General features: G+C 64.5%; 23 protein-coding genes. 2 read left to right on the plus strand and 21 right to left on the minus strand.

Features of this window, described 5'->3' with window-relative positions; all coding sequences use genetic code 11:
- Positions 1-15: 15 nt before the first annotated feature.
- Genes rplR through rplN form a run of 7 tightly spaced genes read right to left on the minus strand, consistent with a single transcriptional unit; the run spans position 16 to position 2948 of the window.
- Positions 16-381, minus strand: coding sequence for a 50S ribosomal protein L18 (rplR, locus tag IG196_RS29150; RefSeq protein WP_056577252.1), 366 nt, complete (start codon positions 379-381; stop codon positions 16-18).
- Between the two features lie 14 nt (positions 382-395).
- Positions 396-929, minus strand: coding sequence for a 50S ribosomal protein L6 (gene rplF / locus IG196_RS29155; RefSeq protein ID WP_099793808.1), 534 nt, complete (start codon positions 927-929; stop codon positions 396-398).
- 24 nt (positions 930-953) lie between these two features.
- Positions 954-1349 carry a 30S ribosomal protein S8 gene (gene rpsH / locus IG196_RS29160; protein WP_192194037.1) on the minus strand — a complete coding sequence of 132 codons (396 nt, stop codon included), beginning with the start codon at positions 1347-1349 and terminating at the stop codon, positions 954-956.
- A gap of 20 nt (positions 1350-1369) precedes the next feature.
- A complete protein-coding gene (rpsN, locus tag IG196_RS29165) occupies positions 1370-1675 on the minus strand; it encodes a 30S ribosomal protein S14 (RefSeq protein ID WP_192194038.1) in 306 nt (101 codons plus the stop codon).
- Between the two features lie 8 nt (positions 1676-1683).
- Entirely contained in the window at positions 1684-2223 is a 540-nt protein-coding gene (rplE, locus tag IG196_RS29170; protein ID WP_056576993.1) for a 50S ribosomal protein L5, read from the minus strand.
- Positions 2224-2234: 11 nt separating this feature from the next.
- Positions 2235-2567 carry a 50S ribosomal protein L24 gene (rplX, locus tag IG196_RS29175; protein WP_062474813.1) on the minus strand — a complete coding sequence of 111 codons (333 nt, stop codon included), beginning with the start codon at positions 2565-2567 and terminating at the stop codon, positions 2235-2237.
- A gap of 12 nt (positions 2568-2579) precedes the next feature.
- Positions 2580-2948, minus strand: a complete 369-nt coding sequence (gene rplN / locus IG196_RS29180; protein WP_009124801.1) for a 50S ribosomal protein L14 — start codon at positions 2946-2948, stop codon at positions 2580-2582.
- A gap of 257 nt (positions 2949-3205) precedes the next feature.
- Between rplN and IG196_RS29185 the strand changes: the two genes are divergently transcribed.
- Positions 3206-4342: an esterase-like activity of phytase family protein gene (locus IG196_RS29185; protein WP_192197184.1), complete on the plus strand. Its 1137-nt coding sequence runs from the start codon at positions 3206-3208 to the stop codon at positions 4340-4342.
- On the plus strand, positions 4339-5196 hold the full coding sequence (proC, locus tag IG196_RS29190; protein ID WP_101491468.1) for a pyrroline-5-carboxylate reductase: 858 nt from the start codon (positions 4339-4341) through the stop codon (positions 5194-5196). The genes IG196_RS29185 and proC overlap by 4 nt, the downstream gene beginning before the upstream one ends.
- A 6-nt stretch (positions 5197-5202) precedes the next feature.
- Here the strand turns inward: proC and IG196_RS29195 are convergent, their stop codons facing one another.
- The 14 genes from IG196_RS29195 to IG196_RS29260 form a co-directional block, all read right to left on the minus strand.
- Positions 5203-5670, minus strand: coding sequence for a MaoC/PaaZ C-terminal domain-containing protein (locus IG196_RS29195; protein WP_192194039.1), 468 nt, complete (start codon positions 5668-5670; stop codon positions 5203-5205).
- Between the two features lie 15 nt (positions 5671-5685).
- A complete protein-coding gene (gene ubiA / locus IG196_RS29200; RefSeq protein WP_192194040.1) occupies positions 5686-6549 on the minus strand; it encodes a 4-hydroxybenzoate octaprenyltransferase in 864 nt (287 codons plus the stop codon).
- 90 nt (positions 6550-6639) lie between these two features.
- Entirely contained in the window at positions 6640-7224 is a 585-nt protein-coding gene (locus IG196_RS29205) for a Dps family protein (protein ID WP_318646642.1), read from the minus strand.
- 136 nt (positions 7225-7360) lie between these two features.
- Positions 7361-8326 carry a LysR substrate-binding domain-containing protein gene (locus IG196_RS29210; RefSeq protein WP_101491472.1) on the minus strand — a complete coding sequence of 322 codons (966 nt, stop codon included), beginning with the start codon at positions 8324-8326 and terminating at the stop codon, positions 7361-7363.
- Between the two features lie 68 nt (positions 8327-8394).
- Complete coding sequence (locus IG196_RS29215) at positions 8395-9138, minus strand: hypothetical protein (RefSeq protein WP_192194041.1); 744 nt, start codon at positions 9136-9138, stop codon at positions 8395-8397.
- Between the two features lie 21 nt (positions 9139-9159).
- Entirely contained in the window at positions 9160-10128 is a 969-nt protein-coding gene (locus IG196_RS32310) for a PoNe immunity protein domain-containing protein (protein WP_192194042.1), read from the minus strand.
- A gap of 36 nt (positions 10129-10164) precedes the next feature.
- Positions 10165-11271 (minus strand): PoNe immunity protein domain-containing protein, encoded by a 1107-nt coding sequence (locus IG196_RS29225; RefSeq protein ID WP_192194043.1) that lies wholly within the window; start codon positions 11269-11271, stop codon positions 10165-10167.
- Positions 11268-13094 (minus strand): hypothetical protein, encoded by a 1827-nt coding sequence (locus tag IG196_RS29230; protein WP_192194044.1) that lies wholly within the window; start codon positions 13092-13094, stop codon positions 11268-11270. Before IG196_RS29230 ends, IG196_RS29225 begins: the two co-directional genes overlap by 4 nt.
- On the minus strand, positions 13091-16036 hold the full coding sequence (locus IG196_RS29235; protein ID WP_192194045.1) for a type VI secretion system Vgr family protein: 2946 nt from the start codon (positions 16034-16036) through the stop codon (positions 13091-13093). Before IG196_RS29235 ends, IG196_RS29230 begins: the two co-directional genes overlap by 4 nt.
- Before the next feature lie 126 nt (positions 16037-16162).
- A complete protein-coding gene (locus IG196_RS29240; protein WP_192194046.1) occupies positions 16163-16681 on the minus strand; it encodes a hypothetical protein in 519 nt (172 codons plus the stop codon).
- 69 nt (positions 16682-16750) lie between these two features.
- A complete protein-coding gene (locus IG196_RS29245; RefSeq protein ID WP_192194047.1) occupies positions 16751-17692 on the minus strand; it encodes a DUF6708 domain-containing protein in 942 nt (313 codons plus the stop codon).
- Between the two features lie 2 nt (positions 17693-17694).
- Positions 17695-21201: a T6SS effector BTH_I2691 family protein gene (locus IG196_RS29250; RefSeq protein WP_192194048.1), complete on the minus strand. Its 3507-nt coding sequence runs from the start codon at positions 21199-21201 to the stop codon at positions 17695-17697.
- A gap of 38 nt (positions 21202-21239) precedes the next feature.
- Positions 21240-22208: a hypothetical protein gene (locus IG196_RS29255; RefSeq protein ID WP_101494028.1), complete on the minus strand. Its 969-nt coding sequence runs from the start codon at positions 22206-22208 to the stop codon at positions 21240-21242.
- The gene (locus tag IG196_RS29260; RefSeq protein ID WP_192194049.1) at positions 22205-25024 is read right to left on the minus strand and encodes a type VI secretion system Vgr family protein; all 2820 of its coding nucleotides are present in this window, start codon (positions 25022-25024) and stop codon (positions 22205-22207) included. The genes IG196_RS29255 and IG196_RS29260 overlap by 4 nt, the downstream gene beginning before the upstream one ends.
- Positions 25025-25036 lie beyond the last annotated feature (12 nt).

A 25036-nucleotide genomic window follows, 5' to 3' on the forward strand; every position in this document is an offset into this window, starting at 1 on the left:
GAATCTCGTGTCCGTTTAGAACTGCAGACCGGCTTCGCGGGCTGCCTCGGCCAGCGCCTTGACGCGGCCGTGGTAGGCGAAACCTGCGCGATCGAAAGCGACCTTCTCGACGCCGGCAGCCTTCGCCTTTTCAGCGATGCGCTTGCCGATGGCGGTGGCAGCGGCGGCATTGCCACCCTTGCCCGAGGCGCCCAGTGCTGCGCGCACTTCGGCTTCGGCGGTCGATGCGGTTGCGATCACCTTGGTGCCGTCGTCGGAGATGACGGTGGCATAGATGTGCAGGTTGGTGCGGTTCACCGTGAGGCGGGCCACGCCCTGCGTCGCGATGCGGATGCGGGTCTGGCGCGAGCGGCGAAGACGCTGTGCTTTTTTGGTCAACATCATTTTGCTGCCCCTTACTTCTTCTTGGTCTCTTTGATCACGATCTTCTCGTCCGAATAACGGATGCCCTTGCCCTTGTAAGGCTCAGGCGGACGAACAGCGCGGATCTCAGCGGCGATTTGACCAACGCGCTGACGGTCAGCACCCTTGATCACGATTTCGGTCGGGGTCGCGGTGGTCACCGTGATGCCTTGCGGCATGTCGATGTTGACCGGGTGCGAGTAACCGACTTGCAGGTTCAACTTGTTGTTGGACGCTGCAGCCTTGTAGCCGACGCCGACCAGGTTGAGCTTCTTCTCGAAGCCCTTGGTCACGCCAACCACCATGTTGTTCACCAGCTGACGGATCGTGCCGCTCATCGCATTCGCTTCACGCGATTCGTTGGCGGGCTCAAAGCTCAGCTTGCCGTCATTGCTGACGACATTCACCAGCGCATTGCGAGCCAGGTTGAGCGTGCCGCCCGTGCCCTTGACGCTGATCTGGTCTTCCTTGATCGACACATCCACACCTGCGGGGATGGCGACCGGCATTTTTCCTACTCGGGACATTTCAGTAACTCCTCGATGTCTCGGTTAGGCGACGTAGCACAGAACTTCGCCACCGACACCGGTAGCGCGAGCCTTGCGGTCGGTCATCACGCCTTGGGGGGTCGTGACGATCGCAACGCCGAGGCCGTTCTGGACTTGCGGGATGGCTGCGCTGGCCTTGTAGACGCGCAGACCGGGGCGGCTCACGCGCTCGATACGTTCGATGACCGGACGGCCAGCGTAGTACTTCAGCGTGATGACGAGTTCGGACTTGCCGGCTTCGGTCTTCACTTCGAAGCCGTCGATGTAGCCTTCGTCCTTCAGGACCTGTGCAATCGCAGCCTTCACCTTGGAAGACGGGATCGACACAGTGGGCTTCGCCACCATCTGCGCGTTACGGATACGCGTCAGCAGGTCGGCAATGGGATCACTCATGCTCATGTTGTTTGCTCCTGCCTGGCTTACCAGCTGGCCTTGGTGACACCGGGGATGTCGCCGTTGAACGCCAGTTCGCGGATCTTGGCGCGAGCCAGACCGAATTGACGGAAGGTGCCACGGGGGCGACCGGTGATTGCACAACGGTTGCGCTGGCGCGTGGGGTTCGCGTTGCGCGGGAGCTTCTGCAGGGCCAGACGGGCCACTGCGCGCTCTTCGTCGCTCTTCTTCGCGTCGTTGGAAATTGCCTTCAGTTCTGCGTGCTTCGCAGCGAACTTGGCAACCAGCTTGTCGCGCTTGAGTTCGCGCTGAATCAAAGATTGTTTAGCCATGGTTCGCCTCAGTTCTTGAACGGGAAACGGAAGCCAGCGAGAAGCGCCTTGGCTTCTTCGTCGGTCTTGGCCGTCGTCGTGATGCTGATATTGAGACCGCGCAGGGCGTCGACCTTGTCGTACTCGATCTCAGGGAAAATGATCTGCTCTTTGACGCCGATGTTGTAGTTGCCACGGCCATCGAATGCGCGACCCGAGATACCGCGGAAGTCACGCACGCGGGGCAGGGCCACGGTGACGAAACGGTCCAGGAACTCGTACATGTGCACGCCACGCAGCGTGACCATGCAGCCGATCGGCTGGTTTTCGCGAATCTTGAAGCCGGCAATGGCCTTCTTCGACTTGGTGACCACAGGCTTCTGGCCAGCGATCTTGGTCAGGTCGGCGACAGCGTTGTCGAGGACCTTCTTGTCGGCGACTGCTTCACCCACACCCATGTTCAGGGTGATCTTGGTGAGACGCGGAACTTGCATCGGCGACTTGTAGCCGAACTTTTCCGTCAGGTCTTTCGCGATCTTTTCGCGATAGTGTTGTTGGAGACGTGCCATGTGAGTACCTCTTAGGCGAACTTGATTTCGTCGCCGCTCGACTTGAAGACGCGAACAGCCACGCGCTTGCCGTCGGCACCTTGGGTGACCTTGATGCCCACGCGATCGGCCTTGCCGGTCGCGGCATTGAAGATCGCCACGTTGGATTGGTGAATCGGCATGGTCTTCTCGACGATGCCACCGGTCGTACCCTTGAGGGGGTTCGGCTTGGTGTGCTTCTTGACGAGGTTGATGCCGTCGACGATCACATGCGAATCGTCTGCGCGCAGCGACACGACGCCGCGCTTGCCCTTGTCACGACCGGCCAACACGATGACCTGGTCGCCTTTGCGAATCTTGTTCATGGCGTTGCGTCCTTAGAGAACTTCAGGTGCCAGCGACACGATCTTCATGAACTTCTCGGTGCGCAGTTCGCGCGTGACCGGTCCGAAGATGCGGGTGCCGATAGGCTCCAGCTTGGCGTTGAGCAGCACGGCGGCATTGCCGTCGAACTTGACGAGCGAACCGTCAGCACGACGGATGCCCTTGGCGGTGCGGACCACCACTGCACTGTAGATCTCGCCCTTCTTGACGCGACCACGTGGAGCGGCTTCCTTGATGCTGACCTTGATGACGTCGCCCACGCTGGCGTAACGCCGCTTGGAGCCACCGAGCACCTTGATACACAGGACGGATTTCGCGCCCGTGTTGTCGGCCACTTCGAGCCGGGATTCAGTTTGGATCATTTCTTGATATTCCCAACTTGTACCGATGAGCCTCCAGGAGGGAGACACCGCGGTCAGTCTTGGGCCCGTCGTCCACACCTCGAACCACTCGAGATGCTTCCGCTTTGGGCTGAAAGCTTCGCCTTTTGAAAGCGAAGCCCGCGATTGTGGCACCCATATCAGGGGATGTCAACTGCCTCATTACGCGAACTTCGACAGCCGCTAGACTTTGTGGCGTGCGCGCCCCCACCCACCCTCTCATTCCGCCGCCTTCCGTGCTGCGCCGACGCCTGCTGGCGGGCGGGGCGGGCCTGCTGGGGCTGGGATCACTGGGGCTCGCGGGATGCCGCAGCGCGGCGCCGGCGCCAGACACCGGCCGGCTGCAACGCCTGGCAGAAGCCCGCTGGGCGCATCGACGCTCTATAGAGAGCACCACAGCAGGCGGCCTGTCAGGCATCGACTATGACCCCGCCAAAGGTGAGTACCTGCTTCTCAGCGACGACCGGTCAGACCTGGCCCCCGTGCGCTGCTACACCGCGCGCTGGCCCCTTCCGTCCGACGTCGCCCCCGAAGCCACCGGCGTTGTCCAGCTGCAACGCCCCGGTGGCGGCCCCTGGCCCGCGCGGCGCCAGGCAGTCGCCGGCCTGCCCGTTCCCGACACCGAGGCCCTGCGTCTGCGCCCCTCGGCCGGCACCCTGCTCTGGACCAGCGAAGGCGACATCGCCCGCGGCTTCGGTCCTGCCCTGTATGAATCGGCGCGCGACGGCCGCTTTCTGCGCGAATTCGCCCTGCCGGCGATGTTCGCCCCGGACCCGGCCCAGCGCCGCGGCCCGCGCGACAACCTGACGTTCGAAGGCCTGGCCCTCACGCCCGACGACCGCTCGGCCTGGCTCGCAATGGAAAACGCCCTGATCCAGGACGGCCCGACCCCCACCACCGCCGCCCCCGGCGGCCCCTGCCGCTTCACCCAGGTCGACCTGGCGAGCGGCCGCGCCGTGCGCCAGATCGCCTACGTGCCCGACGCCATTCCGCTGCGCCCGCTCGTGCCGGGCACCTATGCCGACAACGGCGTGAGCGAAGTGCTGATGCTCGACGCCCACCGCATGCTGGTGCTGGAGCGCGCCTACGCCACGGGCGCCGGCAATTCGCTGCGCCTGTACGAGATCGACACCCGCGCCGCCGACGACGTGCTCGCCATCGACACCCTCGGCCCCGGCAACCACCGCCCGGCCGCCAAGACGCTCGTGGCCGACTTCGCCACGCTCGGCCTCTCTCGCCTCGACAACACCGAGGGCATGTGCTGGGGCCCACCGCTGCCCGACGGCCGCCGCCTGCTGGTGGTCGTGAGCGACGACAATTTCAACCCGCTGCAAGTGACGCAGTTCGCCGCCTTCGCCTACACCGACCGACCATGACCATCGCCGTGACCTTCCTGCCCCGCACCGCGCCGGGCCCCCTGCCCCCCATCGCCTTCATCGGCGGCGGCAACATGGCCAGCGCCATCATCGGCGGCCTGATCCAGCAAGGCGTTGCGGCCGACAACTTCGAGGTGGTCGAACCCTTCGAAGACGCCCGCACCAAGCTGACCCAGTCCTTCGGCATCGTGGCCCAGGCCGAGGCCACCGAGGCCCTCGCGCGCTGCGACGTGGTGGTGTGGGCGGTCAAGCCCCAGACCTTCGCAGAAGCCACCCGCCCGGTGCGCGCCTTTGCCGGCGACGCCCTGCACCTGAGCGTGGCCGCGGGCATTCCGTCCGACAGCATCGCCCGCTGGCTCGGCACCGAGCGCGTCGTGCGCGCCATGCCCAACACGCCCGCGTTGGTGGGCAAGGGCATGACCGGCCTGTTCGCGCGGCCGGGCGTCGAAGGCGCCGACCGCGCCCGCGTGGGCCAGTTGCTGGCACCGACCGGCGAGCTGATCTGGGTCGATGCCGAACCCGCGCTCGACGCGGTGACCGCCCTGTCGGGCTCCGGCCCGGCCTACGTGTTCTATTTCATCGAGGCGATGACCGAAGCCGGTGTCGAGATGGGCCTCACGCCCGACCAAGCCCAGCGGCTGGCCATCGGCACGTTCACCGGCGCCTCGGCACTGGCGCACAGCGCGACCGAGCCACCATCGGTGCTGCGCGAACGTGTGACGTCCAAGGGCGGCACCACCTACGCGGCGATCACCTCGCTGGAAGGCGCGGACGTCAAGGCGCAGTTCAAGACCGCCATCCGCGCAGCGCAGACACGGGCCGCCGAGCTGGGCGAGGAATTCGGCCGCGGTTGAAGCGGCTCAGCCAGCGAGCGCACGCGGGCCGAGAAAGAACAGCCACTCGGCCGCCAGCGTGACCGTGCCGTCCTCGAGTTCGAGCAGCACCTCTTCCTTCAACAGGAAACCGTCTTCTCCCTTGGGCGTTGCGCTGAGAATGCGCACCCGCGCCCGAAAGCGCGCACCCACCGGCATCGGCCTCACGAAGCGCAGGCGGTCGAAGCCGTAGTTCAGCGCGTGGTTCGAATCGAAGGGCAGCAGCGTGCGCATCGCCTCGCCGGTCAGCCGGATCAGGTGCGAGACCTGGAAAAAGCCCGGCACGATCGTTCCGCCGTAGTTCGCCTCGCGGGCTGCGCGCTCCGGATCGAGGTGGATCCACTCTCCTTCACCATCGCCCGAGAGCACCGCGTACTGGTCGACCATCTGCTGCGTGATGGCATGCCACTCGGACAGGCCCTCCTTGCCGATCTTCTGTGTCAGGCGGTCGAGCATGTGCGTCCTCTTGCTTTATCGGATGGCATAGCCGGCCACGACGCCGACGAACACCGCGAAGCCCAGCCAGTGGTTTTCGCGGAAGGCCTTGAAGCAGCCGTCGCGCGTGCGGTCATGGATCAGGCGCCAGTGCCAGAGCGCCTGAGCCACCGCCGCGGCAATGCCCACATAGAAGAGCACGCCCAGCGACCGGCTGGCACCCGCCCAGATCCAGACCGCCAGGAAGATCGCGTAGCTGGCCATCACCGCCGCCACGTCGAAACGGCCGAAGGTGATGGCCGAGGTCTTCATGCCGATCTTCAGGTCGTCATCGCGGTCCACCATCGCGTACTCGGTGTCGTAGGCCAGCACCCAGAACAGGTTGCCCGCCAGCAGCCACCAGGCAAAGGCCGGCACTGTCGACTGCACCGCGGCAAAGGCCATCGGAATGCCGAAACTGAAGGCGATGCCCAGCACCGCCTGCGGGATCGACACGAAGCGCTTGGCGAACGGATAGATCAGCGTGATCGCCAGCGCCGCGAACGACCACAGCACCGTCGTGCGATTGGTGGTGAGCACCAGTCCGAAGGACAGCAGCGCCAGCACCGCGCCCAGCCCCAGCGCCTCCTTGACCGACATCGCGCCGCTCGTCACGGGCCGCTGAGCCGTGCGCTTCACATGGCGGTCGAACTCGCGGTCAGCCACGTCGTTGACGCAGCAGCCCGCGCTGCGCATGAGGAAGGTGCCGAGCGTGAACACCACGACGAGGTGCCAGCCGGGCCAGCCATCGGCCGCGAACCAGAGCGCGCCCAGCGTGGGCCACAGCAACAACAGCCAGCCGGCCGGCCGGTTCCAGCGGATCAGATCGAGGTAGAGCGCAAAACGGCGGGCGAGAGGCATGCGAACAACAGGGAGGCAGACGTCAAAAGAGCGGCCATTGTGCCGCTCTTGGAAGGTCTCCCGGCGCACCGGGAGATCAGGCCGACGTCTTCAGTCCTCGAGCAGAGAGCGCAGCATCCAGGCCGTCTGGTCGTGCACCGTGCAGCGCGCGGTCAGCATGTCGGCGGTCGGATCGTCGCCTGCCTCTTCGGCCACCGGAATGAACTCGCGCGCGATGCGCGACACCGTTTCGTGGCCCTTCACGAGGATGCGCACCATCTCCATCGCCTTGGGCGGGGTCTGCGGCACGTCGGGCACGGTCGCGATCTTGCTGAACTCGGCGTACGAGCCCGGCGCGTAGTGGCCCAGCGCACGGATGCGCTCGGCGAGCACGTCGGTCGAGCCCCACAGCTCGGTGTACTGCGTCATGAACATCGCGTGCAACGAGTTGAAGTGCGGCCCCGTCACGTTCCAGTGGAAGTTGTGGGTCGTGAGGTACAGCGTGTAGGTGTCGGCCAGCACACGGCTCAGGCCTTCGGCAATGGCCGCGCGGTCCTGGCGCTCGATGCCGATGTTGATCAGCGGCGCATTGCGGCTGCCCGACTCCTGCGCGACGACGGCGCCGCCCTTCTTGGGCACCTTGCCGGCAGAAGAAGCGGGCGACGGGGACTTGGTCTTTTTCGGGGGTTTGGCCATGGCGGAGGGGTCTTTCTTGAAGTTGGGTGACAACACCGAAATTCTGAAAGCCGGCAGGCGGCTTCGCAACAGCTTCACTCTATCCCAGCGATCAGCGATCCCAAACAGCCCGCGCGTAGGCGAAGGCCCCGAATCGCTAGGAGAGTCGTTTGACACCCGGCAGCTCGCACGCGTAGATCGCGTTGCGCAGCGCCGCGATCGCCTCGTAGCGCGTGAAGGTGCGACGCCAGGCCAGCACCACGCGGCGCATCGGCGGATCGCGGTCCTGCGCGTCGCGCACGGGCAGGTAGCGCACCATCTGCTCGGGCTCCTTGCGGCCCTTGACCTTCGGCTTGAGCGCCTCGGCCGGCACCGACAGGCGCGGCACCAACGTCACGCCCATCCCCGAGGCCACCATGTGCTTGATGGTTTCGAGCGACGAGCCCTCGAAGCTCTTGCGGATGCCCTCGGCATTGCTCGAGAAGCGCGCGAACTCGGGGCACACCTCGAGCACGTGGTCGCGAAAACAGTGACCCGTGCCCAGCAGCAGCATCGTCTCGTTCTGCAGCTCTTCCGACGTGATCGACTCGCGGTCGGCAAACTTGTGCTTCACGGGCAGCGCCGCCATGAACGGCTCGTCGTACAGCGGCGCCATCGCCAGACCGGTGTCGGGAAAGGGCTCGGCCATGATCGCGCAGTCGATCTCGCCGGCGCGCAGCATCTCGAGCAGCTTGACCGTGAAGTTCTCCTGCAGCACCAGCGGCATCTGCGGCGTGCGCGCGATCACCTGGCGCACCAGGTCGGGCAGCAGGTACGGCCCGATCGTGTAGATCACGCCCAGGTTCAGCGGGCCAGCCAGCGGGTCCTTGCCGCGCTTGGCGATCTCCTTGATGCTGGCGGCCTGGTCGAGCACGCTCTGCGCCTGCTGGACGATCTGCTCGCCGAGCGGCGTGACGGTCACTTCACCGGCGCTGCGCTCGAAGAGCTTGACCTCGAGTTCGTCCTCGAGTTTCTTGATGGCCACCGAAAGCGTCGGCTGGGACACATAACAGGCCTCGGCCGCCTTGCCGAAGTGCCGCTCGCGGGCGACTGCGACGATATATTTGAGTTCGGTGAGAGTCATAGCTTGCGTCAATTATGCGCAAGGGTCTGTGACCCGGCTGGGGCGGGGTTAAAAGCCGCGGGCTGCGCTCAGTCGGCGCGGCTCCAGACCCATTGCACCGGCTGCCCGCCGTTCGAGGGCATCGGCTCGCCCTGTGTGACCGCCACGCTCACGCGTAGATCGGTCAGGCAGGCCCAGATGCCCGAGCGGGGGCAGGTCTGGCCGGTGTCTGCAAACAGCAACTCGTCGCGGCGCATGTGGTGCCCTTGAATCTGTGCCGAGCCATCGACCTCCGCGGAGAACGCGACACGGCCGGATGCGGCGCGTTCTTCGAAGATCTCGATGGCGCCTTGCAAGGCGATGAAGAAATCCCAGTCGGACAGATCCTGCTCCGCCGCCGCGGCGGTGAAGTCGGACTGGTAAAGGCGCTGATAGCGCTCGGCGTGGTAGTCCAACTCGAAGACGACCTGGCCTGTCGCAGCGTCGATCAACCGGAACTGGCTGAAGCCTTGCCGCAAGCGCCCATCGCCATACCGCGAACGCGCGATCTCGCTCCGCAGGACCGGCGAGAGCATGACCACGGAGCCGTCGTCGCGCTTCTGGCAGATCTCGAACACGGCACCGTCGTCGCTGCGAAAAACGAACTTCTCGTCGTCCGTCCAATAGCTGTAGTAGCGCTTGTCGTTCTCGATGGTGTAGCCGCCTTTGACCGGGAGGTCGGCGAGCACTGAAGCGCCCGGCGGTTTTTCGGCATCGTCTACCGGGCGCCAATGGCCGGTTGCGGGGTCCAGGTCGATGAGGTCGGAGGCGGTGTGATGCAGGTAGAGCCACATGGGACGGTTTGAACCCCAGCCTTACTTCGGGCAAACCTCACCACCAGAGCAATTGAGCATGGCCGACGCCGCAGCTTCCGCTTCCAGTGGCGCGTCTTTCGTTGTCGTCCAGCGACCGTCGGCCTGCAGCTTGCGGGCGTAGGCCACCAGGTCTTTCGGGTAGACCATGTGGTCGATGCTGCTGTCGTCGAGGTCGAGCAGGAAGCACGTCGCGCCAGCCTCGAAGGCCCAGTAGCCGTAGTAGAACGACAGATCGTCTTCGATCTTGAGGTGGGCGTTGTACCAGCGCGCGCCGTCCTGGTGCTTGTACCAATTCTTCAGGTAGTCCTTCACCAGCGCGACGGCCTTGGCGTCATCGTCCTCGAAGTAGGCTTCGACCAGCGTGGTGTAGGGCGCATCGTGCTGCACCGCCTGCATGTCTTCCTGCGGATCGTCCACAAAATCCGCGATCAGTTGTTCGTACAACGCATCGGCGTAGCGATTGAAGACCATCGCCTTGACGATGCGTTTGACCGAGCGCGCATCACGCAACAGGATGGCGACGCTGAGCAGTTGCAACGCGTTCTCGTACTCGATCTGGTTGTCGAAATCGACGGCGCAGACGTCCAGGTGCGTCGTGATCCCCTGCTGCTTGTCTTCCTCCGCGTACTTGTCTTTGAGGTATTGCCGATAGGGCGCGTTGGCATCATTCCAGCGCACGAACTCGTCCACGATGCCGGCGAGTTGCGGGGCCAGCGTGTCCAGATCAACACCTGCCGTGTAGTCGAGCATCCAGAGCCAGAATTTTTCATGGAAGACGAACGCCTGCGCGACGACGTACGTCTGCGTGCCAGGTTGCTTTCGTTTGACCCCGGCAACTGATACATCAATGGACTCCAGTTGTAGAGCTCGCACGTTCTCATACAGCGCCATGTAAAGAAACCGCTGACGCCGATGCAGGCGCATGTCGTCGAGCTCTGGCAACAGCGCAGATTTCTCGGGTTTGTTCATAGACGATTCCTGCCAGCTCGCCGGCCCGGCGGTGGGTCAGGTTTTGGGCCCGGTCTGATCGGTATCCCACTGCCAAAAGGTGGCGCCGTAATCGCTGCCTTCGATGACGGGCATGATCTCGCCGACCTCAAAGTGGCGGCGACTTCCAACCTTCGCAGGTGTGAACCACCAGCCGGCTTGGGGACATGGCTCCCCGCCGGGACAACTGAGGTTGACCGCCGTCGCGTCATTCATTTCCAGTGGTGCGTCCGGCGAACTGGTCCAGCGGTCTTCAGAGTGCAACTTGCGACCATAGGCCACCAGGTCCTTCGGGTACACCATGTGATCGATCGTGCTGTCGTCGAGGTCGAGCAGATAGCAGGTCGCGCCCGCCTCGAAGGCCCAGTAACCGTAGTAGAACGACCGATCGTTTTCGATCTTGAGGTGGGCGTTGTACCAGCGTGCGCCGTCCTGATGCTTGTACCAACTTTTCAGGTAGTCCTTCACCAGCGCGACAGCCTTAGCATCGTCATCCTCGAAATAGGCTTCGACCAGCGTGCTGTAGGGCTCATCGTGCAGCACCTCCTGCATGTCCTCCTGCGGGTCGTCCACGTAGATTGAAATCAGTTGCTCGTACAGTGCATCGGTGTGGCGGTTGAAGACCATCGCCTTGACGATGCGTCTGGTCGAACGGGAGTCGCGCAGCATGATGGCGACGCTAAGCAGTTGCAACGCGTTCTCGTACACGATCTGGTTGTCGAAATCGACGGCGCAGACCTCGAGGTTCGTGATGATGCCGTGTAGCTTGTTTTCCTCCGCGTACTTATCCTTGAGGTACTGCCGATAGGGCACGTTCGCATCATTCCAACGCACGAACTCATCCACGATGCCGGCGAGTTGCGGCGCCAGTACATCCAATTCGACACCCGAGGTGTAGTCGAGCATCCAGAGCCAGAATCTGTGCTCATAGGCCGCTGCTCGCCAGTCGACGTGGTCCATCGTTCCGTAGGGCTTTGTCTTTATTGCCGCGTCCGCAATATCAATAGATTCCAATTGTTCGACCCGTACGTTCTCGTACAGCGCCTTGTAGAGAAACTGCTGGCGCCGACGCAGGTGCATGTCGCCGGACTCGGGCAGCAGAGAAGGCGTCTTGGGTTTTCTCATTTCTTCTTTCTCTGGCGTGAAGTAGATGGGGTGGATTGCGGTTTCGGCTGTTGTGTTTGAGGTGTCGATGCCGGTGGCTTAGCCGCCAGGGCCTTGACCTGGTTGTCATAACGTTCCGCCACTTCGTCAATCTCCTCCACCGTAAAAACGTCTGACGGCGTGTGATCAGCCTTGTGCTGATCGTGAAGCGCCAGGTCGTAGAGGTCGCCGCCAGCCACCGCGCGCCTCGCCACCTCGAGGCTGGCAGCCGCATGCTCCGGCATACCCGGGGCCATCTCCTTCTTCAGCGGCCCGCCCGCTGCCGGCGTGTAATCCCTGGGCGGGCTGGAGCCGGAAATCGCGAAGTACACATAGACCCAACGGTTGGCTTCATTGCCGCTCCACATGGATAGCTTGACCGAGCCGCGTGCCCACGGCCTCGACATCTGCAACCCCTTCTTCGGCTGCGACAACATGCACCACAGAGCCACCTGCCGTTCGGTCATCCCCGGCGGGGGCCGCAGCTTTTTCGGCTGGCGTGGGGTAGTGCTTTTGCCTTTGGCGCCTTTGCCTTTTGGCTTCGCCTCGGTGCTGGCCGGCGGTTCTTCCTTGGCAAGTTCCTTCCAATCCGAGGCCCCTTGGCCGAACATCGCTCCAGCCGATTCGTTCGCCTTGGCTTCCACGAAATGATAGGTCTTGTTGCCCAGTGCCCATACGCCGTCCACACCGCTCTGGTTGATGCGGACCAGATGTTCGGGCACCAGTTCGGTCGGCGTGGCCTCTTTGCCCTGCTCCGTCACCAGCTTTTTTTCGCCCGTCCACCGGGCATTGGGGTGCTGGTCCTTCACCGTGCCGTGCGGCCAGCTCCCGGGCGCGTGCAGCTTCATGTGATGGTAGTGAGCCATGTGTTCACCGAGCAGGCCCTTGTAGCGGCTCCCGATTTCCGCCCATGCAGCCCGGGTGATGCGCCTTGCGATGGTCTTGGGGCCGCCTCCTGGCTCTGCGTTCTGGCGGTTGGTCTCAGCAGTGTGGTCGTGCGACTTTTTTTGTTCTTCGGCGGGTTTTGCCGACTTCTTCGCTCGGCTGGTGGCGGGCGCGGTGCGTGCATGGCTCGCCGGGGCTGCGGCGCCGCCGCGTCCGCCTCCCGACGACGTCGTCGCTGCTGCTGCGGCCGCCTGCGCCACGGCGTAGCCGTCTTCGCCCAACAGCGTGATGAGGAATTCGCGCAGTGCCTCGGTGCCCTCCCGCAGGCCGGTGCGCAGAGGACCACTGAGACCCTTGAGCTGCGGTCGCATGTCGTGCGCCAGACCCTGCAGGGCGGCAGGCTCCCACCAATGCTCTTGCTCGAGGTAGGCCAGGAACTGGTCGCACAGCGTCAGCCCCTGGTCGACCTGCTGGATCGCCGCCTGCGTGTGTCCGGCCCAGTTGAAGGTCTTGATGAACGTGATGGCGGCGCCCTTGGACTTGCCCAGCATCGCGCTGATGAAAGCCTGTCCGCGCACCGAGCCCTTGAGGGCCGCGCTGCCTCGCCACAGCGGTTTGACGATGGTCTTGAACAGTGCGCCGACCTCCGGAATGCAGCCAAAGGCGGCGATCGCCAGTTCCATCCATTCGTTCTTGCCGCATTTGGCCGGCCCGATGCGCGAGATGCGGAAGATCATGCCGCAGACGTCGCGCGCCGCCAGCACCTGTCCGGCAATGGGAATCAGCTGGACCAGCCCGTTGACCACCATTGCGGCGTTGCTGGGGTTCTCCTCGAAATCACCGAGGATCAAGTCCATGCAGAACTTGCCGATCGTGTCGAGCAAGCCGCTTTCACTTTTTTGAACAAGCACTTCGCTCATGCGGTGACTCCCTCGCTGCCGCCGTCGGTACCCGCGGACGGATCCAGCTTCTGACGGGCGGCATCGAGCTGGCGCCTGACCTCGTCTTCTACTTCCTTGTGCGGATCAAAAGGCTCCAGCGGCGGTGGTTTCCATGCCCGCTGGTCTTCGCCAAGTTCGACGTGGTACGGCAGATTGGGTGTACCTTCGAGGCGCGCGAATCCCTGCTTGTCGAGCTTGCCCTCGCGCGTACTGCCGTCGCTGAAGATGACCTTGTAGGGCGCGCCTTCGACCGGCTCCAGGTCGTCGTATTGGTAGCTGAGTTCGATGGCTTGCTTGAACTCCGAGAGTCCTAACGGCAAAGCCGGCAACTCCGCCGGATTCCCCTTCGGCCCCACGAAGCTCTTGCTCGTCCCCTTCACATCCAGCAGCCCAGGCATCTTCAGCGTGATGTTCATCCCATCCAGCTCGATGCTCGTCTGCCCACCTTTGAGCGTGATCTTCTGCTGCGCCAGCACGTGGATCTCGTCATTGCTGCTCGTGACCGTGAAGCCTTCCTTGGCCAGCCATTCGAGTTCGTCGGTGTGCGCCTGCACGCTCACGGGCCCGTCCTGCGCGATGACCTGGATGCCGCCCTTATGGCTGTACAGGCCCACCGACTTAGCAGCCGCGAAGCCCACGGTCTTACCTGCGGCCAAGTGGGCCTGCGCCTGCGCGGTCCAGTGGATCGCCTCGCCCGCGTACACGGTGGCGCTGGCGGGTGTGGCCATGTTCAGGCTCATCGCGGCATCTAGCACCATGAGCGGACGGGCAAAAGCGGGCACAGGGTCTTGCCCTTCGCGCGAACCTGCCCCTTCTCCACCCTTCGGCTCGCGCGCATCCTGCCCGTTGACGCTGCCCGGGTAATGCCCGTTCTTCTGCGGATCGATATCGTCGATGAGCGGCTGCAGCAGTGCCGTGGCGCTCAATGCCAGCGCCTTGGCGCCGCCGGCCGCATCGGACAGCTTCTGTGCCTCGCGCAACGCACCCGCGAGTTGGCCGCGCACGCTGGTGGTGTCCTGCACGCTGCCCGCCGCGCGTTCCTGGGCCAGCGTGGAGATCAGCAGGCCCTCACCGGCGCGCGTGGCGACCCAGGCGTCGGAGCGCAGCTCGGCGCCGCTGCCGCGCCAGGCGCCACGACTGCTCTCGTCGGGTGACTGGGCGTTGAGGTGACCCAAGTTGAGCTGGCTCGCGGCGTGCGAGCTGGCCAGGCGGGTGCGCACCTGGCCGGGCGCGTCGTCGGCGATCCACTGGTTGTAGCCACTGCCGTCGAGTGCGCGGCTGTGCCAGCCCGAGAGCACGCCTGCGTGGTTGGCTGATGAATCGGTGCCGGCCGACCAGGGCGGCAGGTCTTGCCCGTTGTAGAGCTGCTGGGCGACCACCGGCCGGTCGATGTCGCCTTCGATGAAGGAGACCAGCACTTCTGAACCTACGCGCGGCAGGTGGTGGGCGCCCCAGTTCGGCCCGGCCACTGGTGCAGCCACACGCAGCCAGACCGACTGGCGATTGCTGGCATGGCGGCCAGCTGCGACCAGGCTGCCCTGTCCGCTGCTCGTCGATTGCTGCTGGCCCGCACGCTGGGTCTGCCAATGGAAACGCACCTGCACGCGATGGTCGCGCTGCGTGTGGACAGCAGTCGGCGCCTCGTCGTCATCGGTACCGACCACGAGCGCAACCATCGCCTCGGGGGCCGTGGGCTTGGGTCGCCACAACGGCACGACCTGTGCCTCGGCCGGCTGGGCCTCGAAGCTGTTGCGGTAGCTGCCCTTTTCGAGTTCGCCGGCTTCGAGCACTTGAGCGGCCTGCGCGCCCAAATTGTTGGCTGCTTCATGACGCACGCGCAGCGCGAGGAATTTGCGCCCCTCGTAGCGGTCGTGCTGCGTGAGCGTGAAGCGCTCGCCCGCGCCGAGCTGTCGCACGCTGCTTGCCGCGCCATAGCGCTTGATGCGGGATTCGAAGGCCACGAGTTGCTGCTCAGCACGCCGGGCGGCGGTGGCGCTGTCGGCGTAGCGCTGCGCGCCGGCGCCGTCATAGTGCTCCAGCACGGGCACGTCGCCCATCGACAGCGCGCTCTGCACGGCCCCGGTGGGGGCTTGCAGCACGCTGGCGTCCCAGGCGTTGCGCATGACGGCGTTGGTGGCCACCTGGCGTCGGCTGCTCCATGCGGTGACGGCGTCGGTCGATTCGGTGGCGTCGACGCGATGAAAGCGAATCTGCGGCAAGGCGCAATCGGGCGGAGTCGCCGCGCGATCGAAGATCACGAGGCGGTGATGCGAGGGCGTGGTGTTGTTCGCAGTGCTGCTGCCATTGGCCGACTGCTGCTCATGTTCGAAGCGAAAGCTCAAGCCTTCTTCCGCGAGCAGGCGCAGCACGAAGGCCAGGTCCGACTCGCGGTACTGCACGCAGGTGGGCCGCACGGGCATCTCCTGGGTGACTTCGAAGCTGAAGCTCGCAGTCGTGTGGTCGGCGAACACTTCGCTGACGATGTCCTGCACGTGCTTGGCGGCGTACACGAAGCTGTCGCGACGCAGGCCGAGCGCGGCGAGCCAGGGTTGCAGGTGCAGCCGGTAGCGCGCCAGGCCGCCGTCACCGCCCAGCGCGTCGACGGCCGTGAGGTAGCCGTGCCAGGTGCGAAAGCTGCCGTTGGCCAGCAGCAGGCGCAGGCTCAGCTCTTCGCCGATCAGCGCGAACGGGTCGAACTCGCTCGACGTGGCAAGGGTGTCGATGGTGAACTCGAAGAGCTCGTTGAGGCCCTCGACGCCGGTGAAGCGCTCGACGACGACGGCGTTCTGCGGCGCCGACGCGGGCAGCTGCAGCTTGATGAGCCGCGCCTGCTCCGAGAGCCGTGCGACGTTCAGGCCTTCGAGCTTCCATGGCGCGGCCCCATAGGTCGCCATGACGCTGCTTGATGTGTCTGATGACATGGTTATCCACCTCCCTGGTGTCAGTGCCGGTCGTGCCGGTCTTCGTTCGACGCATGGCCGCGCGCGATCTTCCCGTCCTGTCGGTTCAGGGACTGGCCGATCGACATCGCGCGGACCGGAAAAATCCTAGTTCGCCAGCGTTGCATGTGCGTTTGCTGTGCCACAGCTGAATTTCATGTCCGCAGGCGGCGGAAACACGGTGTTCGATCCGAACAGCCAGTAGCGCTTCGCGTTGATCGTGACGGTCTGGGTGAACGAGCCTGTCAGCCCCAAGTCGGAAGCGGTCGGGTTCGTCTCGTCGAAGCTCAGGCTTTGCGCAAACAGGAACGGCTCTTTGGGCATGTTGAGGACCACATGAATGGCGGCTGTCGGAATGGTTTCATTTCCAAGACGGATTCCGAACCAGCTGCGCGTCACGAACGTGGAGGACTTTTCCAGCCACGCGTCATGGACCGAGCAATCGCCAAAGGACGGTGCATCGAAACGAAGCTTCGCCAACAGCCTTCCCTGGGCCCGGCTCTCGTCGCTCGATACCGCGGTGGATGTATCGGAGGTGCTCGTGTTCACCCTATAGCCGCGATAGGCCACCGCCGATGCGACGAGGACTGCGACAACGGATGCGACGAGTAGAGCGAATCGATTCATGGAAAAAGAGAACAGAGGGACAACACGCAGGCGTCTATCGCAGGCGATGGGCGAGGAACGGTGGTGTGGTCACGAGGACGACTTCGAGGCTTCGTCCACGCCGGCAGGCCAGCTCGCTTCTGGAGCGAGGCGCATCACAATGAAATTGCCGATGCCGAACAACAGCCACAGAGGAAACAGCAACGACATCAGCACCATCGTCAGCACGCCGAGGACGCCACGCATGCGCTGCCGCGCGCGTCGCCCCATCTCTGTGGGGGCAAACCACGGCATGGCGAACAACAGGCAATCGATGAAGCTCGGGTTCTGGTTGCGCAGGTTCTGCAGGGGCAGGCCCACAAGGCCTTCGTTCATGTAGCGGCGCAAAAACTCCCACTGCTCTTCGTACTCCAGCGTCGTTTGAGCACCATGCTGCAGACGGAATCGATCCACCGCTTCGAACGAGCCCGCCTTGCAAGCCACAAGTTCGAGCGCGTAGCGCTGCGTCACCACTTCGCCACTGGCGCCGATCTGCTTGGTGATCTCGGCCTGGAGCGTGGACCATTCGAATACCTTCACGCGCCCTCCCCAACGGCCAAAGGGGTTGTGATTCCAGACATAGCTGTTGGCGTAGACCTTGCCTTGGGAGCGATTGAAGCGCACAGGCCGGTCCTTGGGCAGGCACAGGTCGAAGCGCAGGAAGAAGATGCCGTGGCTGAGGGCCACAAACCACATCACGATCAACAAACCCACCATCCAGTTGGCAACCCCCTCCCAGGTCGTCACCTTGAACAGAAGATAGCTGAGCCCCAGCCCTACCGCCACGCAGGCTACGCCGCCCCACAGCATGAAGCCCCTGGGAATATCCGAGGCCATCGAGAACTCCAGATAGACCTCGTCCAGATGGTTCAACTCGTCCCAGCTGTCGGCCTTGCCCGAGGGCGGTGCATCCCGCAACGCCAGGTCTTGGGCCCACTGAGGGTGGGCGGGAATGATGCGGGGCGCTCGCAACCGCGTTGTGTCAGTGGGCATGCTCAGTCTTCTTCGTTGAGCACCAGGCTCGCTCGGCCGTGCGGGTCTGAGGTGTCTGGCACGTACTCGGCCGTCAACTCGATGTCCTGAAAGAGCGCCACCGCCACCTCCACGCTGACCTCGGCGACAAGAACGTCCTTATTCTTGCCCTCCAGCCTGTAGGTCGGCCCCACGAGGTTGCGGAAGTATTGAATATTGTCGTTCTGGCGGGGAGCGGCACGGCCCGCAAGGACGACAGCGCCCGGGTCGACCGGGAGCGTGTTGTGCTTTCCGCTTGCAAGCGTCACGCTCTTTGCCTTGTGGCCCTTGACCGCACGCAGCGTCCACTCGAAAGCCGAGTCTGCCGAGTCATAGTTTGGAAACGTGATCTTGGCCTTGACCGTATCCCACCGGAGGTCGGTAAAGCCCCAGCCGTCGTCGTTGAAGCCGGTTTCACCGGCAAGCCCCATGATGATGGCGTTGAGCTGGCTCAGCTCGTCGTCAATTTCCTTGTCCGTCCAGGGACGGTCGGCCGGGTTCTTCGCGTTCGCATAGCGCGACCCCTTGCCCCAATAGCAACGGTCAAGCCAGATGGCGGCCGGGCTGTCCTCGGCTTTCATCGCGAAGTACAGCAAGAACACGCCGGCCACGACCAAGAGCAGCGCCCATCCGATCGGGCCGAGCAGGGCCGCACCGGTGAGCGCGCCATAGATGCCAACGGCCCCCCCCACGACCATCGCGGCACCTGAAAGCGCATAGAGCACGCTGGCATCGGTATCGCCGCGGCGAGCCGTCCTGAGAGAAGCCATCCCGGCCTGCACTCCCTCCACGATCGAGGCCAGCCCGCCAACCGCCCCTCCCAGACGCCCGAGCGAGGTTCCCCATGTCGTCGCACCTATCAGCTTTCGCCCCAGGCCAATGGCTTCGGCAAATGCTCCGATGAATGCGGTGCCGCCCGCTACGAGCAGAACGCGCGCTTCGTTGTTTCCCAGGAAGGTCTTGTCCGCCTTGTTGTAGCTGTCCTTGAGCGACCACCCTTGAACCAGCACCGAGGCCACGGCCAGGATGCCCGAACCGGTACTGCTCAACCTCAGGCTGGCCCGTGTCACGGCCTCCAGCACGTTGGCCGTCCCGGCCTTCGCGGCGCTCGCGCGCGCTACCACCGCATCCACGAACTTCTGCGCACCGGGGCTGATGGTCAGTGGGTGTACGCGCATGACCGTGGCCATCGCAGCGGTTTCGGCTGCGGTGGCAGCCTGGGCGGCCTGGCGCGCCGAGCGCGCGGCGTCTTGTGCAGGAGGCAACGCGTCGATCGCTTTCGTCACGTCGTCCAACTCGTTGAAAGCCCAGCTCATGACCTCGATGAAGCCGTCGCGCGTCTTCTTGTCGCTGATGCGCAGCACACCGGCAACGGACATCGAGCGCACCGTATTCTTGCCCGCCTGGGCCACACGGCGTACGCCCCTGGCCGCGGCGTCGAAAACCATATCGGAGGCGCGAAAGGCCACGTCGTTGAGGTACGCAAGGTACTCGCGCACTTTGATGCGGGAGGTGACGAGGATGATCTCTCGCCGTTCATACAAGAGCACCGCGCCCTGAATCGCACGCAGAACGGTGGCTTGGGCGATCTCGCTGACCGCATGGGCAGCCATGCGCGACAGCGCACTTCCGACAGTGAACAGGCTGTTCGCCACGGCACCGGTGGCCTTGGGAATCCAGCCGCGGCGAATCCGGTCCAGGACAGCCGCGCCTTGGGCGCGAATCGGATTGGGGACTTTGTCCGTCGCTTCGCGCGTGAGGCTGAAGCCTTCTTCGCGCACACCCTTGAGCGTGGTGCTGGTCAACTCCTTGGTGCCGATGATGTTCTTCACCGCCTTGAACAGCTTGCTGCCCTTGTGCAGCTTGTCCTCCGTCGGATCGGCCCCTTCGGGCAGAAGGAACTCGAGCAGTCCTTCCTGGTCGCCAAAAATGGCCGCGTAGATCGGGTTGGCCTCGTCGGTGGGCTTCTTGGCAATGAAGTCTTTCCAGACTTCGTAGACACGGCTGTCCTGCGGCGCCCCCTGGCCCTGAGAAGGGCTTGCGCTGGGTCCCCCGCTGAGCGCGAGGGCGAAAGCCTCGATCAACACATCCTGCTGCGCAGGTGATTCGTTGTCGAAGTCGCGGCGACGCAGCACCCATTCGGGTTGCGCGAGCCAGTACGCGTAGTCGGCATCGTTGCGCACGAGCCAGTCCTGAAAGCGCTTGAGCGTGGCGTTCAGCGTGGTATCGAAGGCATCGCGCTCTTTTTCGCGATAGTATTTTTGCAGTGAAGACCACAGGCTCGTCACCTTGGCATCGACACGGTCCTTGCGCGTGGTCGTCGTGGTGACCGTCTGGGCATAGCGCGGCAGATCGTCCACGAAGACCTGCCTCTCGGTCTGCACGTCGGGCAGGCCCTTGCTCGTTTCCTCCTCCAGCAAGGTCGCAGCGACTTGTTCGCCGATCAGGTGCTTCAGACCCAGGATCGATTGGGAAATCAACAACGGCCTTGCAATGCGGACATCACTCAGGTAGCGCTGGCGAGAGTCCATGACCTTGAGTCGCGTCACGTTCAGCTCTTGCACCATGCCCAGGGGATCGTTGAGCACAATGGCGCTGGCCATGAATTGCTGGCCGTTGAACTCGCTCGGCTTGACGGAAAACTTGGCCACCGCCGGCGCCCCACCGGTGCGCATGCTCACGCCGTGCGCACTCTCCCATTCAATGTGGTTGCGCTTCTTCGGGTCGTAGGGGTCGATGGCGTCGTACTCGGTACGCGAACGCGCCTGGGCATCGTTTTCGGCATATTCAAGAACCAGGCGGTTCAGGCGTTTCGTCGTGCTGTCCTCGTCCGGGTGAAGCTGGAACGCATCGGCCACGGTATCGGCTTGTTTGCCGAGAGGGTCTGTACTGAATTCCTGCATGCGCCCGGTTCGCGCGCCGGCGGCACCGGCACCCTCGTACTTCTGGCGCACGCGGCGCGTCCATGGCACGTCGCTGAAAGCGATCCAGAACTTGGTGGGCAGTGCGCGCGTTGCACCCACCGGAATCAACGGGATCGTGATGAAGCTCGCGGGAACGTTGTGTCCTTCGCGCAGGCAGGCCGGCGTCATTTCACGGTCGGTCTTGAAGTCGGGGTCGTCGGGGTCTGCCAGCTTGCGAAGCAGCCCGCTCGCGGTCACGGCATAGGTATGCCAAAGGCCCGATCCAAAATAGACCATGACAAAGCCTTTGCGCAGGGTGCGCAAGGCATAGCGATGACCTTTGAGCCCCTCGGGCGGCTTGCCCTTCAAACCCGTTCCAAGCTTGGCCCATGTGGTCGGATCGGCCACCCCACCGGGCAGGAACGATGGCGTGACCGCATAGCGCAGTGGCAAGACCGGCAGGCCCACCCGACCGCAGAACGCGCACTTTCCGTCGGCGCCCAACGCACACGCTTCGGCAGCCTGGCCGTTCGCGCGAATGGTCTGTGCGCCCGTTGCCGTCCTTGCCTTGGTTTGTTCGGTTCCCATGAGCTTGCGTTCCCCCGTTTTTTTGTCTGATGCGATGGCTACTCGTGCGCACTCGCGGCAATCTCGTCGAGCACAACGTCGGGCAAGGCGGCAACGAGCTGCGCCAGCCCCACCTGGTCATCGGGCGCACCGGCCACCTGACGAATCAACTGCGCGGCCTGCGGATGCTCGGCCCATCGGGAACCCAGCGTGAAGACGTTGAGCGCGTAGAAGACGATGTCTTCTGTGCGGGAGAGGCCGCTGTGCGTGGCGCTGCGTATCGCGGCGTCGATGCGCAACTCAGGCTGCGTGGCGATGGTGATGCCTGAGCGCGTCAGCGCCATCACGACAAAGCGTGCGGTGGCAATGCGCGCCTGCGACGCGAACTGTTCGAGACCCAGCGACACGGCGCTTTCGGCATCGTCTGGCGACGATGCCGATACGATCTTGAGAGCCCCCGCCGTGTCGACAAGCACCCAATGCCTGACCGGCCCCAACCAGCGCCGCAAGAATCCTGCCGCAGCCGGATCGTCTGCCAGCAAGGCCAGTCGATAGGGTTCGAAAAAGGGCAGATAGCGCTGGCGTGCCTGGCTCTTGTCGAACACCACCCCCGCCTTGGACAAGTGGCGCGCCACGGCGGCGGGCGATGCATCACTGCACAGCCAGCCTGCCACATAGGCGCCGTTTACGCTGCGGCAACGCGCAACCGCACTGTCCAGCATGAGATCGATCAGCGCCTCGTCCGCGTAGCCATGCTCACCAGCCACGTACAACTGCAAGAGCTGCGGCAGAAGTTCGATTTCATGTGCCAGATCGGGCCTGTGCACCGGCTCGATGTGCCGCTCCATCGGTCGCTGGCTCAGGTGCGAGGGATGCAGTTCGTCGTACGGCGCAACAGGACAATTGAGGTCGAGCAACGCATAGATGTGAGCGTGGGGATACACCTCGCGCCACTGGAAAAACTTCGCTCGAAGCTGCGCGCGCAGTTCGTCGGCATCGGGCCCGGGTGCTTGATCCGAATTCGTCATTTCTTCCACTCGCAGTCGGCCAGATTTCCAGCCTTCACCGCCTCATTGGTCTTGACCCCCATCGGCCCGACGAAGTCATGCATCCCCCTGAACGTCACCTTCCCCGGCGCATGGATCTTGATGCTCGACCCTTCCAGCTTGATGTACGCCCCCGCGCTGGTCAGCAGCACGTGCTTGGGTGCTTCCACAGCCACGTCCTTCGCGGTGCTGGCAATCGTCACCTTCTTGTCCGCCGCGATCTTCGTGGCGCCCGTCTGGCTCTGCAGGCTCACCTTGCCGCTGGCCGTATGCAGCGCAATGCCGCGCTCCTGGTTCGGTTCGCCGCCTTCTCCGGCCTTCGCGCCCACCGTGTACAGGCTCACGCCCTTGGCCACGCTCACTGCGATCTGCCCTTGCGCGGGCAGGTCGACATCCTGGCTCGCGACGATGGCGGTGTGCTGTCCGCTCACGGCGATCACTTCCCTGGGCGTGACGAAGCCGATGCCCATCGGCGCGCTGAACTGCAGGTGCGGTTCGCTGTACGCGGTGACGCTGCCGTGGCCGCCCTCGGTGGCCTTGATGTCGCCGCCACTTGAACCACCGTTGCTGCCCGATGATCCGCCGCCTTCCTGCTTGGCCTCCAGCACCTCAGCCACATGCTTCAGCGCGGCAATCGCCGGCAGATCACTCGGAGCACCTTCGCCCTTGATCTGCGCCTTCTGCGTCTGCGCGCTCTGCGCGAGCGACGTGACGAGTTCTTCGGCCTGCTTGGTCTGCTGCTGCGCTTCGCGACTCGCCATGAACGCACCCTTGGCGTTCGGCTGGGCATAAGCGCTCACGAGCAGGCCCGCACCGGCGCGGATCGCGCCTTGCGCGGTGGTGGCCAGCTCGGCGCCGTGGCCGCGGCCCTTGCCGCGCGCGTTGTCGTCCTGCTGCTTGTGGTGGCCCAGGTGCAGGCGGCTGCTGGCTTGCGTGGTGGCCAGGCTGGTGCTGCCCTGGCCCGGGGTGTCGTCGAAGACAAGCTGGTTGTAGCCCCCGTCGCCGCTCTGGCTGGCGCTGAGTTCCTGGGTCTTGATGCCGCTGAAGACGGCGTTGTGCGCATGTTCCTTGGCGCCCTTGCCTTCCCCGGCGAACCATGCGGGGGCGTTACCGGTGGACTGGGCGGCGCCTGCTGACTTCTGGTTGTGTTGGGCGTCGACCTGGCCGGCGCCGTTGTACAGCGCGGCGACGACCACGGGACGGTCGATGTCGCCGTGGTGGAACTCGACGAGCACTTCCTGGCCCACGCGCGGCAGGCTCATCTGGCCCCAGTTGTCGCCGGCGGCGCTGGCGGCCACGCGCACCCAGGCGCCGAGGCGGTCGGCGGCGGGGGCGTTGTCCTGGCCGTCGGTGCGCGACTGGCGTGCGCTCGACGCGCTGCCGCGCTGCCAGTGGAATTGCACCTTGATGCGGTGGTCGCGGTCGGTGTGCACGGGCGCACCGCCGCTATCCCCACCACCCACGCCGATGACGATGGCGCTCTGGCTGCCATGCACGCTGGGCTTGGGGTGGATGTGCTGGCCGTGGCCGTCCAGGCTCAGGGGCCGGTAGGGGATGGCCGCGCGCACGGTGGTGAACTCGTTGCGGTAGTGGGTGACGGCGTCTGCTTTCGCATCGGCGTTGCCGCTGTCGACCTTTGCATCGAACACCGTGGCGATGTCGGGCAGGCCCAGCCGCTCGCCGATGCCGGTCTTCAGGTCTTCGTCGAAGTTGTTGCGCGCGATGTGGCGCACGGCGAGCACGGCGAAGCGGCGGTCCTGCTCGCTGTCCTTGTCGTGCTGCTCGTGCCCGCTCAGGGTGAAGGTGGTGGCGGGTGCCAGGGTGCGCACGGCGCTGCGGCCTTCGAAGCGCTTGTTGCGCAGCTCCAGCGCCTGCAGGGCATTGGCCAGCAGGCGTTCGCCTTGTGCACTGGTCTCCCAGCCGTAGGCGCCGGGGTCGTCGCTCCAATGCAGCGTGCGCTGGCCCGCGGCGCGGCTTTGCTGTTGCACGGGGCGCGCGCTCACGCTCTTGTAGTCCCAGCTGTGCTGCGCGAGGCTGTTGGTCTGCAGCTGGCGGTGGCCGCGCCACTGCTGGATGGTGTCTTCGCGCTCGCTCGCATCGGCGCGGTGAAAGCGGATGGTGGCTTGTGTGTTGGCGCGGAAGGCGCCCGCGTGGTCGGCGATGACGAGGGTGTGGTTGCCCAGTGCGCCCTCTTTGCCGGTGACGTGTTCGAACCAGTAGTACAGGCCTTCTTCAGCGAGCAGGCGCGCGACGAAGTCGAAGTCGCTCTCCTGGTACTGGGTGGTGATGCCGCGCATGGGGTAGATGTCGCGCTGCGCGATCTCCCAGCGCCATTGCGGCACGAGCTGGCCCTGGCTCTGGTAGCGCCCGAACACGGCATCGACGATGTCGAACACGTTCTGGTGCTGGAACAGGCAGCTGTCCTGGCGATACCGCAGGAAGGCCATCCAGGGTTCGATGACGAGCCGGTAGCGCGCCATGCCGCCGTTGCTCGACACGCACTCGGCCTCGCTCACATGGCCGTGGAAGGGGCGCAGTTCGGTGCGGCTCTGTGAGGTCTGCAAATCGAGGCGCACGCCCTGGCCGATGAGGGTCTTGAGTTCGATGTGCGCGTCGTCGCTCAGCGCGGTCAGTTCAAAGCGAAAGCCGCCGCTGTCGATGCTTTCCACGCCGTCCAGGCGTTCCGCCAGCAGCTTGTTCTCGCCCAGCGGCGTGTGCAGCACCAGCAGGCGCTCGCGCTGCGTGGTGCCCGCGCGCAAGAGCCCGCTGAGCGAAGCCGATGTGAAGGTCGTCGTCATTGTTTTTGTTCT

It is taken from the genome of Variovorax sp. 38R (genome assembly GCF_014843395.1).
Lineage (GTDB): Bacteria > Pseudomonadota > Gammaproteobacteria > Burkholderiales > Burkholderiaceae_C > Variovorax > Variovorax paradoxus_H.